We start from the raw sequence: 15,729 nt of genomic DNA, 5'->3' as shown, positions 1-15,729 counted from the left end.
CTGAGCAACGCTGATCAAGGCTTACCAACGCAACATGCCGCAGCCGCTCCGGCAACCCGCCGACGAGCCTGGCTCGTGCTGTGCCAGAAAGGGCGCTTCGTGGCCGATTCCGGCAACCCCAACGAGAACATCCCGTCCACCGACGCCGAGGCGGCCTCGTCGAACGGCGAGGTAACCGCCTCGTACGACGCCAGCGCCATCACCGTCCTCGAGGGTCTGGACGCGGTCCGCAAGCGACCCGGTATGTACATCGGCTCGACCGGCGAGCGCGGCCTGCACCACCTGGTGCAGGAGGTCGTCGACAACTCCGTCGACGAGGCGCTCGCGGGCCACGCCGACACCATCGACGTGACGATCCTGCCCGACGGCGGCGTCCGGGTCGTGGACAACGGCCGTGGCATCCCGGTCGGCATCGTGCCCTCCGAGGGCAAGCCGGCCGTCGAGGTCGTGCTCACCGTGCTGCACGCGGGCGGAAAGTTCGGCGGCGGCGGCTACGCGGTCTCCGGCGGTCTGCACGGCGTGGGTGTCTCCGTCGTGAACGCCCTGTCCACCAAGGTGGCCGTCGAGGTCAAGACTGACGGCTACCGCTGGACGCAGGACTACAAGCTCGGCGTTCCGACGGCTCCGCTGGCCAAGCACGAGGCCACGGACGAGCACGGCACCTCGGTGACCTTCTGGGCCGACCCGGACATCTTCGAGACCACCGACTACTCCTTCGAGACGCTCTCGCGCCGCTTCCAGGAGATGGCGTTCCTCAACAAGGGTTTGAGGATCAAACTCACTGACGAGCGGGAGTCGGCCAAGGCGACGTCCGGCGCGGACGAGGCGGGCGCGGACGAGAGCGCCGAGGTCAAGGCGGTCGACTACCACTACGAGGGCGGCATCGTCGACTTCGTGAAGTACCTCAACTCCCGCAAGGGAGACGTGGTGCACCCCACCGTCATCGACCTCGAGGCCGAGGACAAGGAGCGCAGCCTCTCCCTCGAAGTCGCGATGCAGTGGAACAGCAGCTACACCGAGGGCGTGTACTCCTTCGCGAACATCATCCACACGCACGAGGGCGGTACGCACGAAGAGGGCTTCCGGGCCGCGCTGACCTCGCTGATCAACAAGTACGCGCGCGACAAGAAGCTGCTGCGCGAGAAGGACGACAACCTCACGGGTGACGACATCCGCGAGGGTCTGACCGCGATCATCTCGGTGAAGCTGAGCGAGCCGCAGTTCGAGGGGCAGACGAAGACCAAGCTGGGCAACACCGAGGTGAAGACCTTCGTCCAGAAGGTCGTCTACGAGCACCTCAACGACTGGCTGGACCGCAACCCGAACGAGGCGGCGGACATCATCCGCAAGGGCATCCAGGCCGCCACCGCGCGCGTGGCGGCCCGCAAGGCCCGTGACCTGACGCGTCGCAAGGGCCTGCTGGAGACCGCGTCCCTGCCGGGCAAGCTCTCCGACTGCCAGTCGAACGACCCCACCAAGTGCGAGATCTTCATCGTCGAGGGTGACTCCGCCGGCGGCTCGGCCAAGTCCGGTCGCAACCCCGAGTACCAGGCGATCCTCCCGATCCGGGGCAAGATCCTCAACGTGGAGAAGGCGCGGATCGACAAGATCCTGCAGAACCAGGAGATCCAGGCGCTGATCTCGGCCTTCGGCACCGGGGTCCACGAGGACTTCGACATCGAGAAGCTGCGCTATCACAAGATCATCCTGATGGCGGACGCCGACGTCGACGGCCAGCACATCAACACCCTGCTGCTGACCTTCCTGTTCCGCTTCATGCGGCCGCTGGTCGAGGCCGGGCACGTGTTCCTGTCCCGTCCCCCGCTCTACAAGATCAAGTGGGGCCGGGACGAGGTCGAGTACGCGTACTCCGACCGTGAGCGCGACGCCCTGCTGGAGATGGGCCGTCAGCGCGGCAAGCGCGTCCGTGAGGACTCGATCCAGCGCTTCAAGGGTCTCGGCGAGATGAACGCCGAGGAGCTGCGCATCACGACCATGGACCAGGAGCACCGCGTCCTCGGCCAGGTCACCCTCGACGACGCCGCGCAGGCCGACGACCTGTTCTCGGTCCTCATGGGCGAGGACGTCGAGGCACGCCGCCAGTTCATCCAGCGCAACGCCAAGGACGTCCGCTTCCTCGACATCTGAGTCGGTCTCAGCTGACCGCACCAGGAAGGACTTTCACCAGCAATGACCGACGAGAACACTCCCGTCACGCCTGACGAGGGACAGACCCTGCGTGTCGAGCCCGTGGGGCTCGAGACGGAGATGCAGCGCTCCTACCTCGACTACGCGATGTCCGTCATCGTCTCGCGTGCGCTGCCGGACGTCCGCGACGGCCTCAAGCCCGTCCACCGCCGCGTCCTGTACGCCATGTACGACGGCGGCTACCGCCCCGAGCGCGGCTTCTACAAGTGCGCGCGCGTCGTCGGCGACGTCATGGGCAACTACCACCCGCACGGCGACTCCTCCATCTACGACGCCCTGGTGCGCCTCGCCCAGCCGTGGTCGATGCGCATGCCGCTCGTCGACTCCAACGGCAACTTCGGCTCTCCGGGCAACGACCCGGCGGCGGCCATGCGCTACACCGAGTGCAAGATGGCGCCGCTGTCGATGGAGATGGTCCGTGACATCGACGAGGAGACCGTCGACTTCACGGACAACTACGACGGCCGCTCCCAGGAGCCGACCGTCCTGCCGGCCCGCTTCCCGAACCTGCTGATCAACGGCTCGGCCGGGATCGCGGTCGGTATGGCGACCAACATCCCGCCGCACAACCTGCGCGAGGTCGCGGCCGGCGCCCAGTGGTACCTGGAGAACCCGGAGGCCTCGCACGAGGAGCTCCTGGACGCCCTTATCGAGCGCATCAAGGGCCCCGACTTCCCGACGGGCGCCCTTGTGGTGGGCCGTAAGGGCATCGAAGAGGCGTACCGCACCGGCCGCGGCTCCATCACCATGCGCGCGGTCGTCGAGGTCGAGGAGATCCAGAACCGCCAGTGCCTGGTGGTCACGGAGCTGCCCTACCAGGTCAACCCCGACAACCTCGCGCAGAAGATCGCCGACCTGGTGAAGGACGGCAAGATCGGCGGCATCGCGGACGTCCGTGACGAGACCTCGTCCCGTACCGGTCAGCGCCTGGTCATCGTGCTCAAGAGGGACGCGGTCGCCAAGGTCGTACTCAATAACCTCTACAAGCACACGGACCTTCAGACGAACTTCGGCGCCAACATGCTGGCGCTCGTCGACGGTGTCCCGCGCACCCTCTCCCTGGACGCGTTCATCCGCCACTGGGTGACGCACCAGATCGAGGTCATCGTCCGCCGTACGAAGTTCCGGCTGCGCAAGGCCGAGGAGCGGGCGCACATCCTGCGCGGCCTGCTGAAGGCCCTGGACGCCATCGACGAGGTCATCGCACTCATCCGGCGCAGCGACACCGTCGAGATCGCGCGCGGGGGCCTGATGGAGCTCCTGGAGATCGACGAGATCCAGGCCAACGCCATCCTCGAGATGCAGCTGCGCCGGCTGGCCGCCCTGGAACGCCAGAAGATCATCCAGGAGCACGACGAGCTCCAGGCGAAGATCACCGAGTACAACGAGATCCTGGCCTCCCCGGTCCGCCAGCGCGGCATCGTCAGCGCGGAACTCGCCGCGATCGTCGAGAAGTACGGCGACGACCGCAAGACCATGCTGGTCCCCTACGACGGTGACATGTCCATCGAGGACCTCATCGCCGAAGAGGACATCGTGGTCACCGTCACGCGCGGCGGCTACGTCAAGCGCACCAAGACGGTCGACTACCGGGCGCAGAAGCGCGGCGGCAAGGGCGTACGCGGCACGAAGCTGAAGGAAGACGACATCGTCGACCACTTCTTCGTCTCGACCACGCACCACTGGCTGCTGTTCTTCACCAACAAGGGCCGGGTGTACCGGGCGAAGGCCTACGAGCTGCCCGACGCCGGGCGTGACGCGCGCGGGCAGCACGTCGCGAACCTGCTGGCCTTCCAGCCGGACGAGGCCATCGCCGAGATCCTCGCGATCCGTGACTACGAGGCGGCGCCTTACCTGGTGCTGGCCACGAAGGCGGGTCTGGTGAAGAAGACGCCTCTGAAGGATTACGATTCGCCGCGCTCCGGCGGTGTCATCGCGATCAACCTCCGTGCCATGGAGGACGGTTCCGACGATGAACTGATCGGTGCCGAACTCGTCTCGGCCGATGACGATCTGCTTCTGATCAGCAAGAAGGCACAGTCGATCAGGTTCACGGCCACGGACGAGTCGCTGCGTCCCATGGGCCGCGCCACCTCCGGCGTCAAGGGCATGAGCTTCCGCGAGGGAGACGAGCTGCTCTCGATGAATGTTGTTCGAACCGGTACGTTCGTGTTCACTGCCACCGACGGTGGGTACGCGAAGCGGACCCCCGTCGACGAGTACCGCGTACAGGGTCGCGGTGGCCTCGGTATCAAGGCCGCCAAGATCGTCGAGGACCGCGGCTCGCTCGTCGGTGCGCTGGTGGTCGAGGAGACCGACGAGATCCTCGCCATCACGCTGGGCGGCGGTGTGATTCGTACGCGAGTCAACGAGGTCAGGGAGACGGGCCGTGACACCATGGGCGTCCAACTGATCAACCTGGGCAAGCGCGATGCCGTCGTGGGTATCGCACGTAACGCCGAGGCGGGACGCGAGGCGGAGGAGGTCGACGGCGATGTGGCCGTCGACGAGACCGCCGAGGATGCCGCCGCGACCATCGGCACGGACGAGGGTGAGGCACCCTCGGCCGAGTAGCACGAGGAGTGAGTCATCGTGAGCGGAGCCACGGGCGCCGGATCGTCCGGAACCCCGACCGGTTCTACGGCCGGTAAGGAGACGGACGGCGGAGGCCGTGGCTCCGCCGCGCGTGCGACGGACACGCACACCACGCAGCTGAAGGCGATCAAGTCGCCCGCGAAGGACTCGCCCTCGTCAGGCGCGCCTGGATCCCAGGGGGGAACCGTGACGGACACCCGAGGCACCGGGCAGTCCCAGCAGTACCCGGCCGGCGCGGGCTCGGCCGGTCCGGGCGCCCAGCCGCAGCCGGCGCCCTCAGGGACGCAGCAGACGGCCGCGTCGCCGCTGCCCGGGGAACGCCAGGCACAGCAGCCCGCCGCGGGGCCCTACCACCCGCCGCAGGCCTACCAGACGCCCGCTCCGGCGAGCGCGGTACGCCGGCCGCGCACGGGGGCCAGTACGACGCCCCGCACCCGTAAGGCGCGCCTGCGCGTGGCCAAGGCCGACCCCTGGTCGGTGATGAAGGTCAGCTTCCTGCTCTCCATCGCGCTGGGCATCTGCACGATCGTCGCGTCCGCGGTGCTGTGGATGGTCATGGACGCGATGGGCGTCTTCTCGACGGTCGGCGGCACGATCTCCGAGGCGACCGGTTCGAACGAGTCGAACGGCTTCGACCTGCAGTCCTTCCTGTCGCTGCCGCACGTCCTGATGTTCACGTCGATCATCGCGGTCATCGACGTCGTCCTCGCGACGGCGCTGGCCACACTCGGCGCGTTCATCTACAACCTCTCCGCCGGCTTCGTGGGCGGCGTCGAGCTGACCCTGGCCGAGGACGAGTGACCTGCGGCTGAACCGCGGCTGACGGTCCCCCGACAACCGATTTTGGGACTGCCCCGGTCGTGCGCTAATCTTCAGGAGTCAGCGCGCGGGACACACCGCAGAGCGCGGCGGGGCTATAGCTCAGTTGGTTAGAGCGCATCCCTGATAAGGATGAGGCCACAGGTTCAAATCCTGTTAGCCCCACCAGCGAAAAGACCCCCGGATCATCGGTCCGGGGGTCTTTTGACACCAGTGGTTGACACCAACAGCGGCGATCAGCCAATGAGCGGATCCTCGAGCAGCTCCGCGAGCATCCCGACGGCTTCCCGCTCACTGTCGCCGACCACGTGCGTGTAGACGTCCATGGTCATGCTGATCTGGCTGTGCCGGAGGATCGCCTGTGCCACCTTGGGGTGCACCTTCAGGAAGGCGAGCAGGGTCCCACAGGTGTGCCGGGCGAGGCGGACTGTGATGCGGCGGACGCCGGCGCGCTTGACGAGCCGATCGAAGGTGCGGGAGAAGCCCACCGGGTCGATCATGCCGCCATGCTCAGACGAGAAGATCAGGTCTTGATCCGGCTCCTGAGTCCAATGCTCACCAGCGATCTTCCGTTCCAGGTCTTGTAGCTCCCGCCGCTCTTCCAGGGCACGGGCGCAGAACTCCGGCAGGGGGAGCACGGCCTGTGACGACTCGGTCTTGAGGTCCTTGAGGACCAGGCCGACGGCCTTCACGCGCTGCACCTGCTTGACCGGGGTGAACTGTCGTGCCTCGAAGTCGATGTCTTGCCAGCGCAGGCCCAGCACCTCACTGCGGCGGAGACCGAGCACCAAGACGAGCACGCAGGCCGCGTAGAGGCGGTGGGCACGAACGGCGCGGAGGAACATGATCGCCTCACGGGCGTTCCATGCCGTGCCCTTGTCCTTGCTGACCTTGGGCATGTCGACCAGGAGAGCGACGTTGCGCGTCAGCAGCTCTTCGCGGATGGCCCGGTTGAGGGCGTTCCGGAGCACACGGAGCACCTCGAAGCGCGTGGGGGCTGGTACCTTGTCCCGCTTCAACGTCGCCATGAAAGCGCGGACCTGTGCAGGAGTCAGCTTGACCAGCGGCTTCTTGCCGAGATGCGGCACCAGGTACAGCCTGACCTTGGACTCGTACTTGACGTACGTGTTGTGCTCGGAGTCCGGCTCAACGATGTGCTCAAGCCAATAGGCCAGCCACTCCCCGAGCGACCAGGCACGGGAGGGCACCGGGACACCGTTGCGCTCTTGGTCTTGGAGCTTGCCGAGCTTCTCGTTGGCTTCATCCCATGTGGCGCCGTACACCGTCTTGCGGACGCGGTGGCCGTCCGTGTCGGTGACGTACGCACGGCCCATGTATCGGCCGTCCGCCCGCTTCGAGATAGTGCCCCCGCCGTTGGGGCGCCTCTTGGCCATCAGGCATCACCCCGCTCGATCTGCCCGCGGATGAAGTCCCCGACCGAGTCAGCGGGGATGCGACGGCAGCCGTCGACTTTGATCGAGACCAGGCGATGAGTGCGGATCAGGTCGTAGACCTTGGTCCGGCCGACCTTGAGACTCGCCATGACCTCCGGCACGGTCAGCAACTCGGGGGTGGCGGTGGTCATGCGGCGGCTCCTTCCAGGTCGAGCAAGGCGGGTAGTTCCTCGCGGGCGGTCTCGCGGTTCTGTTGGATGTCGCGACGGATGTTGGCGGCGAGCCAGGACTCGCCGAGGGTGTGGCCGTGGCCGGCGTAGGTCCAGTGAGCGAGGGTCAGGGTGGTTGCCTCCACGTCGTCGGGGTCGGGCAGGCCGAGGGATTCGCGCTGTTGGGCGGCGCGGTAGTCAGCACGAACCTGGCGCAGGGCTCCTAAGGTGGTGGAGTAGCGGCGGGACTTGGTGGAGAAGTGGCCGCGGAAGCCGAGCATGTGAGCCCAGTCCCGCAGCTTGCGATCCGGGTAGAGCGGATGCAGATCAAGGCACGCCTCGATCAGCCGGCGGGGATGGTCGGGCACCTCGAGCAGCTCGAGGGCTTCCTTGTTGCCGATGCGGCGGTCGACGGTGCCGGTGGTCTCGGCTGCCTTGGTGGCGTACTTGGCGACGTAGGAGGCGACCGCCTGTTCGGTGATGTCCTCGCCGTGGCCGAAGGCGCCGATCGGCTGCACATCGAGCTGCGTGCCCCAGCGCAGAGTGCGGGCTGGCTCATCCCCGGCCGGGGAGACGTCGACCGCGACGCGGACGGCGGCGGCATGGATGGCGTCGGTGAGAAGATCGAGGGTGGCCCAGGTCGGCGGCGGGGAGTTCGGTCCTTCCGGTCCGTCGAAGCGGATCACGGCGTGGAAGTGCACGGCCCCGCGTTTCTGGTACTCCGCGACCTTGCCGAACGAGACGCGGGATTGCTCGCGGGCGGCTTTCTGCGTGAGACCGGCTCGGCGGGCGATCTCGCGGCGCAGGTAGATCGTGAAGTAGCGCCACAGCTCCGAGGCGTGGTTGTTCCACAGCACCGCGCCTGCGTAGTCGTACGACGCGGGGTCGAGCGGCGTGCCGAGTTCCAAGGCGTCCTCGGAGTGCCGGCTACCGCAGCGGCAGGGCCTGTTGCCGGGGCGGTTGTGGACCGGGCCGAACGAGGGGGCGGTGAGGGTGGCGAAAACGCGGGGGTGATCCCGAACCGTCTCAGGGGTGCCCTTGCTCGGGTCGCCGGTGAGTCCGGCGCGGATGAGGTGGTAGGTGTCGCCGGCGTACGTCCAGGCACACGCCGGGCAGCGCGAGGCACGGCGGTTGCCGCACGCGATGCGGAGCATGCCGCCCGGCTCGTGCTCAGTCGTGTACGAGTGGAGCACGGTCTTGGTCGTCGGGTCGACGGTCTTGGTGCCGCCGGTGAGGCGGATCGGGTCGGAGCAGCCGCCGGTGCGGCGGATCTGTTCCTGCCAGCGGTCGAAGTCGGCGGAGCCGGCCACCCTCAGCACGTCGGCGAGGGTGGCCGCATCCAGGCCCGCCATGGTGGCGGTGTCGGTCACGCAGCCACCTCCAGGACGGCCGGGACCAGGGAGCGCAGCACAGCGGTGGCGAGAGGTGCGGGAACAGCGTTGCCGATCTGCTCGAACTGCTTGGTGCGGGAGCCAGCCCACGGGTAGTCGACGGGGAAGCCCTGAAGTACGGCCGCTTCCTCGACGGCAAGGCGGCGTATCGGGGTGCCGTCCGCGTCGATCCAGGCGACGTGGTTCATGGCCTTGCCGAACAGCAGGGTCGGGGCGGGTTGGTCGAGGCGCCGGCGGGTGGCGGTGGGACGGCTGCCGACCTTGAGCAGCCAGGACCGAGCGCGGCCGGTGATGGCCCAGGACGGGCCGGTGGTGGGAAAGCGGCTGCCGCCGGTGGTGTGGTTGCCGCGGGTGTGGACGACGGCAGGCGGGCAGCCCAGGACGCCGCCCATGGTCCGCCAGGGCGGCAGGCCGGTACCGAAGAGGTCGTCGGGGGTGCCGCCGTCGGCGTGGGTGGGCTCCGGTGGCAGGGCCGGAGCGGTGCGGGAGGCGATCAGGAAGGCGCGGCGGCGGGTCTGGGCAACGCCGAAGTCCGCCGCGTTGAGGACACCGGTCCACGTCGAGTAGCCGACTCGCGCCAGGAGGTGGGCGGTGTGCTCGAACAGGGGCGCCACGGCGGGAACCTCCTCGAGGGCGATCCAGTCGGGGCGCAGGTCGAGGGCGTAGCGCAGCGGCTCAACGACCAGGAGGGAGCGCGGGTCAGTGCAGGCGGCGCGCAGGTGCTCGCGGGTGTCGTTCCCGCGGGCGAGGTCGTCAAGGCCCTGGTGGCACAGCGGCAGGTCGTCGTTCCCGGCACGCAGGCCGGCGGCGCTGAAGGTCTGGCAGGGCGGGGAGCCGATCAGCCCGGACACCTTCCCGTAGAACGGTGCGGTGGGGTAGGCGGCGACATCGGCGCGGATGGTGGTGTGTCCGGCGGCGGCTCGGGTCGCGCACACAGCGGCGTCGATCTCGATGCCCACTTCCCGAACGCCCAGGGCGCTCAGGCCCTGGGACCAGCCGCCGGGGCCGGCGAAGAGGTCGAGGACGGTCATGGCCGTCACCTCCCGGCCGGGATCACAGCGCGGGCGGGGTGGGTGTGGCCGGTGCCCTGGCAGGTGTGGCAGACGACGTGGAGCAGGACTCGGGAGCCGTCGTGGTGGCGGTCGCCGGTGGTGATGGCGACGACGGGGAAGCCGCCGCAGTTGCGGCAGAGCGGACGGTTCGGGACGCGGGCAGGCATGATGAGGGAGCCCTTTCGGATCGAGAGATCTGGAGTGGGTGGAGCCGTCCGGGACGGCGGATACTTGGCGGTCGAGGCCGTCCCGGAGGGCGCTATTTGCGGTAGCGGTGCTTGGACCGGACAGACCGGGGGCGCACGGGGTGCTTGCGCGGCGAGCGGGAGCGCTGGCGGGTGCCCGCGCGGGATAACTCCCGCTTCTTCTTGGAGGCCCGGTTGATCGTGTAGCTGAGTCCGCCGGTGGCCGACAGGACCGCGACGGCCGCACCGGCGACGACCTGGGCGACGAACGTGATCACCAGGAGCACGGCCACGGAGGCCGTGGCGATGACCAGGGTGAGGACGATGGGGCCCGTGTAGTTGCGCGGGGCTTCCTGCACGATCACGACCTTGTGCACGTCGGTGCCGTGCGGGAGCTGCCGGTAGATCTCTGTGGGGATGTGACCGGCGCGGAGCTGGTCTTCGGGTAACTGCATCGAGCGGCCCTCCGGGTCAGGCGGTGCAGCGGTGGGTGCGGGCGGCGAGTTCGGCGGCCGAGCGGTTGCCGTGTTCGGTGGAGAATCCACAGTCCGGGGCGGTGCAGGCGGCGGTGTGCTTGGTCTGGCCACGGCCGTTGTTGAACGTGCCGACCTGCACCGGGCCGATGCGGATGACGTGGTAGAAGCGGTTCGGGCGCACGGGTCAACTTCCTTGTCTGTCAGGCGAGTTGGGTGACGATCGCGCCGGCGAGGTCTTCCGGGATGCCGAGCCGGGCGCGCAGCGTGGCTGTGTCGATCTCGGTGCCGGTGCGGGTGCGGTGCTCGGTCGCGACCTTCCGCGCGTGGTCGATCAGTGCCGGGGGCACCACCGGGGCGGGCTGGTGGTCGGTGGGCTGGTGGGCGAGCAGGGTGCCGCCGAGGAAGGCGAGCGCGGGCCAGCCGGCGACGAGGATGCGCAGCCAGGCCGGAACGTGTTCGAGGTCGAGGAGTCCGGCAGTGGCGATGTTGGCGCCCAGCGAGGCGACCAGGGCGACCAGGAACCAGAACCAGGCCAGCCGGGACCGTTCGGTACGCAGCCGGCGCCACACGGCGACCAAGAGCAGGTCGACCGAGACCGGGTAGGCCCATGCCTTCCAGCCGGTCTGTCCGGCGGCTTCGGCAAGGTCGTGCAGGTGGGCGAAGGACAACGCGCCAGCGATCACGGCCTGAACGAGCACGGCGTCAATCCGGAACGAATGGGACACGAGTCTTCACCTCCTTTGCGGGGATCGGGCCGGGGGCTGGGCGGTGATCAGGTGTCCTACCGCCCGGCCCCGGCGGTGTTCAGTCGTCGGCGGGGATCTCGCCGGAGCCCAGGCATCCCAGGCAGATGCCGGACTGTTCGCCGGCGTAGCGGCGCTTGCGGCCGACGCGGACGGGGCGGGAGACCTCACCGGTGCCCTTGCAGGTCGGGCACTGCTTGACCTGAGGCTTGGCGGTCTTCCGAGCAGCCATGACGATCACGACTCCAGACGCGGGTAGCCATGACCGGCGGGCGGGTAGAGGCCCGCGTCCCGGACCGCGAACTCGGCCTCGAAGGCGCCGTGCAGGACCGCGACGAAGGAGTCCACGGGCAGACCGAGGTACAGGTCGTTCTGCAAGGTCTCGTAGAGGCCACCGAAGCGGTTGACGTCGTCGCGTTCCGCCGGGGTGAACTCGAAGTCGGGCATGCCGGCCATTGCGGTCAGCCGTCCGAGTCGTCGGTGCCGACAGCGGTGGGCTGGTCGGAGTCGTCCGGGGTCCACGACGGTTCCCAACCGCCGCACTGAGCCTGCCGGTTGTAGCCCGCCAGCTCTTCCGGGCTGTTGACGCCCTCGTCGTCGTAGTCGTAGTCCATGGCGTTCCCTTCTGTTTTCGGCATGGGTCGGGTAGGGACCTGGCGCGAGGCGGTCACGCCGACCGTGGAACGGGGGGTGTTACTCGCCGTCCGGCTCCGGCCGCACGAGGGGCGGCGCGGTGGGCATCGGCGGCATCTGACCGACCGGGCGGAACGGGGCCAGGAACGGCAACTGCGGGGTCAGGTGGGCGAATTCGCGGCAGACGGCCGCCGCCTGAGCCGGGGTGACCTCGGGGGTGCGGATGCGGGACCAGTAGCCGGAGGCATCGCCGGCCACCGCGACCCCGGGGCGGTCGGCGCGAATGCCGGTCACGGAGACCACGGCGTCCGGGGCGATGTCACCCAGGCCCATCTCCGCCGTCTGCTTGTCGTTGACGCGGTGCACCACCCGGCCCGTGAGCTGGGCACGCAGGGCGGTCGCGCCCTTGCCCAGGTCGGAGCCGAAGCGCTGCCCGCACACCTCCAGGTAGATCCCGATCGCGCGGGCCATCTGCCCGAGCCGGACCAGCTGCATGACCGTGTGATCGCGAGCCGCTTCGTCCTTCCTGGACGTCACCAGGAACAGCTCCGCGACCTCATCGATCAGCACGATGAGCGGCACCGGCCGCACCTCAGCGGGCAGTTCCCACAGGTCCGAGACGCCGTACAGGGCGAGGAGATCGAAGCGGTCTTCCATCTCCGTGACCAGCGCGTCAGCCAGGCGGCCGGCGCTCTCACGGTCGGTGGCCAACGCCGACAGGCGCGGGGCATACCGGGACTGCTCGACACCGCGCTTGCAGTCGATGCCGACCAGGCCCACCGGCAGCTTCGCCAAGCCCTTGATCAGGTTGCGCTGATACATCGACTTGCCGGAGGAGTTCGCGCCCAGCGTGAGCGCCATCGGGATCTTGCGGTAGTCCCGCTCGAAGACCGTGCCGTCCTCCCGCAGCGCGACCGGGACGATCAGGTCACGGGGTGTGGCGTTGCGCGGCATCTTCACCCGCTTCAGCACGTCGTAGCCGGTCATGCGCAGCTCGACGTAGCCGGGCTTGGTCTCCGCGACGTTCACCGAGTGGACCCCCCACGCGTGGCGGAGACGCTCAGAGGACGCGGAGAGGTCGGCGGGCTCCAGGCCGGCGGGAAGCCGGAGGGTGACCCGCAGCCCGGTTGAGGTCGGGCGGACCCGACGCACCTTGGGCGGCACCGGGCGGACCTCACGGCGAGTGAGGTTGCGGGACATGAAGGCCCGGAAGCCGGACGGCTGCACCGTCAGCCCGCAGACCTCCATCGTGTCGCGGTAGGTCCAGGTGAACCGGCCCCAGGTGACCGGCAGGCCGACCGCCGACCAGTACACGCGCGGGGCGCGGTACTTGGCATAGCCGATCCCACCGGCACCAGCCGCAGCAGTCCCGGCCTCCAGCCAGGTGACCACGTCAGCCATGGTCAGGACCCCAGCGACGTGATCGCGACCGCGCGGAACGAGATCCCGTGCCGCTTCTGGCCGTTGAACTCGTTCTCCCAGTCACGGGCCTTCAACCCGGTCACGGCCACCGGGGTACCCGGCGACAGGCTCTGCGGGATGCCCGTCTCGGGCACGGTGACCTGGTAGAGGTTGCCCTCTCCCTCGTCCGACACCAGCAGGCCCACCGTGGACAGACCCACGTCGGGGTTGTCACGGTCCATGGCCCGCTCACCGGTCTTCTTGTTGATCAGCTTCGGTTCCGGCGCGGTCGCCACGAACACCACAGCGGTCGAAAGGTCGATCTTGAAGGACGGCATGCGTCATCTCCTCATCCATGAGGTCGCCCCTTCTGAGCAACCTCTCTAGAGATGACTCAATGGAACATCTCTAGAGAGGAGATGTCAACACGTCTCTAGACATGTTTCAGGTTGGCTACCGGGGCCAGCCGCCAGTTATGTCGTCCGACACAACTCGCCTAAGGTGTCTAGAGAAGAGAGGAGGGATCACATGGCCACCCAGGGCAGCGGACGCCAGCCGAAGTACCAGCGGATCGCCGACGAGCTGAGGGAAGCGATCCAGGCCGGCGAATACGGCCCAGGCGATCGGCTACCAGGAGAGAACGACCTCATGGCCACGTACGACGTGGCCCGCATGACGGCACGACAAGCCCTCGGCGTTTTGCAGAACGAAGGCTTGGCCGAGTCCCGCAAGGGCGCCGGCGTCTTCGTCCGTGACTTCAAGCCGCTCAGGCGGCGCGGCATCCAGCGACTCTCGCGTGATCAGTGGGGATCGGGCCGATCTATCTGGTCAGCAGACCTCGACGACCGGACACTGGTCGTAGACCAGGTGCAGGTATCTGAGGTTGGGGCACCGGAGCGCATCGCCCAGGTTCTCGACGTGGAGCCGGGGGCAGCGACCTGCGTGCGCAGTCGACGGTTCGTGCTGGACGGGAAACCCGTCCTCGTATCGACCTCGTACCTTCCGGCCGACCTGGTCGCAGGCTCGGCGATCACCCAGGAAGACACGGGCCCTGGCGGCACGTATGCACGGCTTGCTGAGCTCGGCTACAAGCCGGTCCACTTCCGCGAAGAGATCCGTTGCCGGATGCCGTCGCAGGAGGAGGCGACTCGGCTCAGCCTGTCGCTCGGTACCCCGGTGATCATGATCTGCCGCACAGCGTTCGCCGACGAGGGGCGCCCAGTCGAGATCAATGAAATGGTCCTCGACTCAGCGTCGTACATCCTGGAGTACGACTTCGACGCTTAGGGCGATCATGCACCTGCCCACGTGCGCGGATCGCGAGCCACCGCATAGACCCGGTCTACCTGGTCTTGAGTGAGCAGCGGAGATAGGCCGGACAGAGTTCGGTCTAACTCTTCAACTGGCAGGACAAGGACCAGGGGCGCGGCGTTCTTCACCTTCAACTTGGCAGCGTGGACGACTGAGATCACCGGGCGAACGGGAAGCTCGAACCCACAGTGCCGTGACAAAGTCTGCGCAACCTGTTGGGCCTCTCGCTGACTGGTCACCACGTGGCGCGTCGGCGTGCCGTTGATAGTGATCGCGTGATCGCCGTACCAGACCGACTTGCCCTTGTGCCTCTTCGAGTTGATGGCGAAGACGCCGGCGCGGCCGATGGCCAGATGATCTATGTCTGAACCGCTGTCCCACTGGACAGCATGCAGGATGTGCCAGCCACGACCCTTGAGCCGGTTGAGCCTCCGGCCGGTCACTCGCTCGCCGACCAAACCGTTGCACCAACTGTGGATCTCGGTACCGGGTAACCAGCGGCCGCCAAGCCTCATGAGAGCACTCGGCTGCAACTCGATGATCTTCCGCCGTACAGCGTCACCGGGCCTGTTCAAGGCTAAGTCGTTCGGCGCAGCGTTCATGCCGTGTCCTCCCCCAGAGAGCCAGTCTGTCCAGGTCATCACGGAGGAGCGGCGTGGCCAAGGTCGCTATCGAGCCAGCCGTTGTTACAGGTTTCTCTACCTCATCAAGCCCCGCCGTTCCGGCGGGGAGGGGCTTGATCCCTCCCGGCACGGCCCGCATGATCCGGCACAGCTCCGGCCGTCGCGCACTTGGAAAACAGGAGTCGACAGCAACCGTAAGGTTCCTCAGTTTCCCCGTGCTTCACAGCTCCTCGGGGGTTGAGCCTCCGTCCCCTTGGTCACCGGTCCTCCGGCGGCGCAGGTCCAGGGTGGGGGCTCTTGGCCTTCGGCCATCCGGTCACTGTGTCCCAACTGGCTTCCGGCCGCCACTGCGTTGATCACACACCACCGGCCCGCACTGCGGGCCGGCGCGCGGCTCGGGGCTCGGGGCTGCGCTCCCGCCTACGGCTGCGCGCCGCCCCGGCCCCGGCCCCGCGCCACCTTCGATGCCCCGGGGTGATCACGCTTTTCGCTCTGGCCCCGCCAAGGGTCGACGTACCGGACCGAGCCTGATCCCCAACCATGGCCCACAGCCACCAGGCCCGACCTGGGGAAGACGGCATGACCCACAGAGCATGTCGCTTGGTCCACCACGGACCAACCGACGCTTTGATCCAAAAGCAGATGCGCGACGGCTGGAGCTGTGCCGGATCATGCGGGCCGTGGGTGGG

18 protein-coding genes and 1 tRNA gene are annotated in these 15,729 nt (G+C 68.1%); 5 read left to right on the top strand and 14 right to left on the bottom strand.

Translation table 11 applies throughout. The features are described from left to right. Positions 1 to 75: 75 nt before the first annotated feature. The 4 genes from gyrB (at position 76) to L0P92_RS06070 (ending at position 5,790) form a co-directional block, all read left to right on the top strand. Complete coding sequence (gene gyrB / locus L0P92_RS06085) at positions 76 to 2,148, top strand: DNA topoisomerase (ATP-hydrolyzing) subunit B (protein WP_308289632.1); 2,073 nt, start codon at positions 76 to 78, stop codon at positions 2,146 to 2,148. Between the two features lie 42 nt (positions 2,149 to 2,190). Further along, a complete protein-coding gene (gyrA, locus tag L0P92_RS06080) occupies positions 2,191 to 4,782 on the top strand; it encodes a DNA gyrase subunit A (protein ID WP_234761474.1) in 2,592 nt (863 codons plus the stop codon). Positions 4,783 to 4,800: 18 nt separating this feature from the next. Continuing rightward, positions 4,801 to 5,604 carry a DUF3566 domain-containing protein gene (locus L0P92_RS06075; RefSeq protein WP_234761473.1) on the top strand — a complete coding sequence of 268 codons (804 nt, stop codon included), beginning with the start codon at positions 4,801 to 4,803 and terminating at the stop codon, positions 5,602 to 5,604. Positions 5,605 to 5,713: 109 nt separating this feature from the next. Then, positions 5,714 to 5,790 (top strand) — tRNA-Ile (locus tag L0P92_RS06070). Positions 5,791 to 5,858: 68 nt separating this feature from the next. Here L0P92_RS06070 and L0P92_RS06065 read toward each other — a convergent pair. From L0P92_RS06065 to L0P92_RS06005, 13 genes are all read right to left on the bottom strand, one after another. Continuing rightward, the gene (locus L0P92_RS06065) at positions 5,859 to 7,016 is read right to left on the bottom strand and encodes a tyrosine-type recombinase/integrase (protein ID WP_505016536.1); all 1,158 of its coding nucleotides are present in this window, start codon (positions 7,014 to 7,016) and stop codon (positions 5,859 to 5,861) included. Next, on the bottom strand, positions 7,016 to 7,207 hold the full coding sequence (locus L0P92_RS06060) for a helix-turn-helix domain-containing protein (RefSeq protein ID WP_234761471.1): 192 nt from the start codon (positions 7,205 to 7,207) through the stop codon (positions 7,016 to 7,018). Before L0P92_RS06060 ends, L0P92_RS06065 begins: the two co-directional genes overlap by 1 nt. Next, on the bottom strand, positions 7,204 to 8,595 hold the full coding sequence (repSA, locus tag L0P92_RS06055; RefSeq protein ID WP_308289631.1) for a replication initiator protein RepSA: 1,392 nt from the start codon (positions 8,593 to 8,595) through the stop codon (positions 7,204 to 7,206). The genes L0P92_RS06060 and repSA overlap by 4 nt, the downstream gene beginning before the upstream one ends. Beyond that, positions 8,592 to 9,647, bottom strand: a complete 1,056-nt coding sequence (locus L0P92_RS06050; RefSeq protein ID WP_234761470.1) for a DNA cytosine methyltransferase — start codon at positions 9,645 to 9,647, stop codon at positions 8,592 to 8,594. Before L0P92_RS06050 ends, repSA begins: the two co-directional genes overlap by 4 nt. A gap of 5 nt (positions 9,648 to 9,652) precedes the next feature. Continuing rightward, a complete protein-coding gene (locus L0P92_RS06045; protein ID WP_234761469.1) occupies positions 9,653 to 9,835 on the bottom strand; it encodes a hypothetical protein in 183 nt (60 codons plus the stop codon). A 92-nt stretch (positions 9,836 to 9,927) separates the two neighbouring features. Further along, positions 9,928 to 10,308: a hypothetical protein gene (locus L0P92_RS06040; protein WP_234761468.1), complete on the bottom strand. Its 381-nt coding sequence runs from the start codon at positions 10,306 to 10,308 to the stop codon at positions 9,928 to 9,930. Between the two features lie 16 nt (positions 10,309 to 10,324). After that, positions 10,325 to 10,510, bottom strand: coding sequence for a mobile element transfer protein (locus L0P92_RS06035; protein WP_234761467.1), 186 nt, complete (start codon positions 10,508 to 10,510; stop codon positions 10,325 to 10,327). Positions 10,511 to 10,529: 19 nt separating this feature from the next. Then, positions 10,530 to 11,054: a DUF2637 domain-containing protein gene (locus L0P92_RS06030; RefSeq protein ID WP_234761466.1), complete on the bottom strand. Its 525-nt coding sequence runs from the start codon at positions 11,052 to 11,054 to the stop codon at positions 10,530 to 10,532. Positions 11,055 to 11,133: 79 nt separating this feature from the next. Continuing rightward, complete coding sequence (locus L0P92_RS06025) at positions 11,134 to 11,304, bottom strand: hypothetical protein (protein ID WP_234761465.1); 171 nt, start codon at positions 11,302 to 11,304, stop codon at positions 11,134 to 11,136. 5 nt (positions 11,305 to 11,309) lie between these two features. Beyond that, positions 11,310 to 11,519 (bottom strand): hypothetical protein, encoded by a 210-nt coding sequence (locus L0P92_RS06020; protein WP_234761464.1) that lies wholly within the window; start codon positions 11,517 to 11,519, stop codon positions 11,310 to 11,312. 14 nt (positions 11,520 to 11,533) lie between these two features. Beyond that, the gene (locus L0P92_RS06015) at positions 11,534 to 11,710 is read right to left on the bottom strand and encodes a hypothetical protein (protein WP_234761463.1); all 177 of its coding nucleotides are present in this window, start codon (positions 11,708 to 11,710) and stop codon (positions 11,534 to 11,536) included. 55 nt (positions 11,711 to 11,765) lie between these two features. Then, positions 11,766 to 13,106, bottom strand: a complete 1,341-nt coding sequence (locus tag L0P92_RS06010; RefSeq protein ID WP_234761462.1) for an FtsK/SpoIIIE domain-containing protein — start codon at positions 13,104 to 13,106, stop codon at positions 11,766 to 11,768. A 2-nt stretch (positions 13,107 to 13,108) separates the two neighbouring features. Beyond that, the gene (locus L0P92_RS06005) at positions 13,109 to 13,444 is read right to left on the bottom strand and encodes an SCO3933 family regulatory protein (RefSeq protein ID WP_234761461.1); all 336 of its coding nucleotides are present in this window, start codon (positions 13,442 to 13,444) and stop codon (positions 13,109 to 13,111) included. A 190-nt stretch (positions 13,445 to 13,634) separates the two neighbouring features. Here L0P92_RS06005 and L0P92_RS06000 point away from each other — a divergent pair, with 190 nt between their 5' ends. Beyond that, positions 13,635 to 14,393, top strand: coding sequence for a GntR family transcriptional regulator (locus L0P92_RS06000; protein ID WP_234761460.1), 759 nt, complete (start codon positions 13,635 to 13,637; stop codon positions 14,391 to 14,393). A 5-nt stretch (positions 14,394 to 14,398) separates the two neighbouring features. Here the strand turns inward: L0P92_RS06000 and L0P92_RS05995 are convergent, their stop codons facing one another. Beyond that, complete coding sequence (locus L0P92_RS05995; RefSeq protein ID WP_234761459.1) at positions 14,399 to 15,019, bottom strand: nuclease-related domain-containing protein; 621 nt, start codon at positions 15,017 to 15,019, stop codon at positions 14,399 to 14,401. Between the last annotated feature and the right edge of the window lie 710 nt (positions 15,020 to 15,729).

Source organism: Streptomyces muensis, from assembly GCF_021474425.1.
GTDB lineage: Bacteria > Actinomycetota > Actinomycetes > Streptomycetales > Streptomycetaceae > Streptomyces > Streptomyces muensis.
The sequence above is the reverse complement of the archived record's forward strand: the minus strand, read 5'-3'. Positions and strand labels throughout refer to the sequence as shown.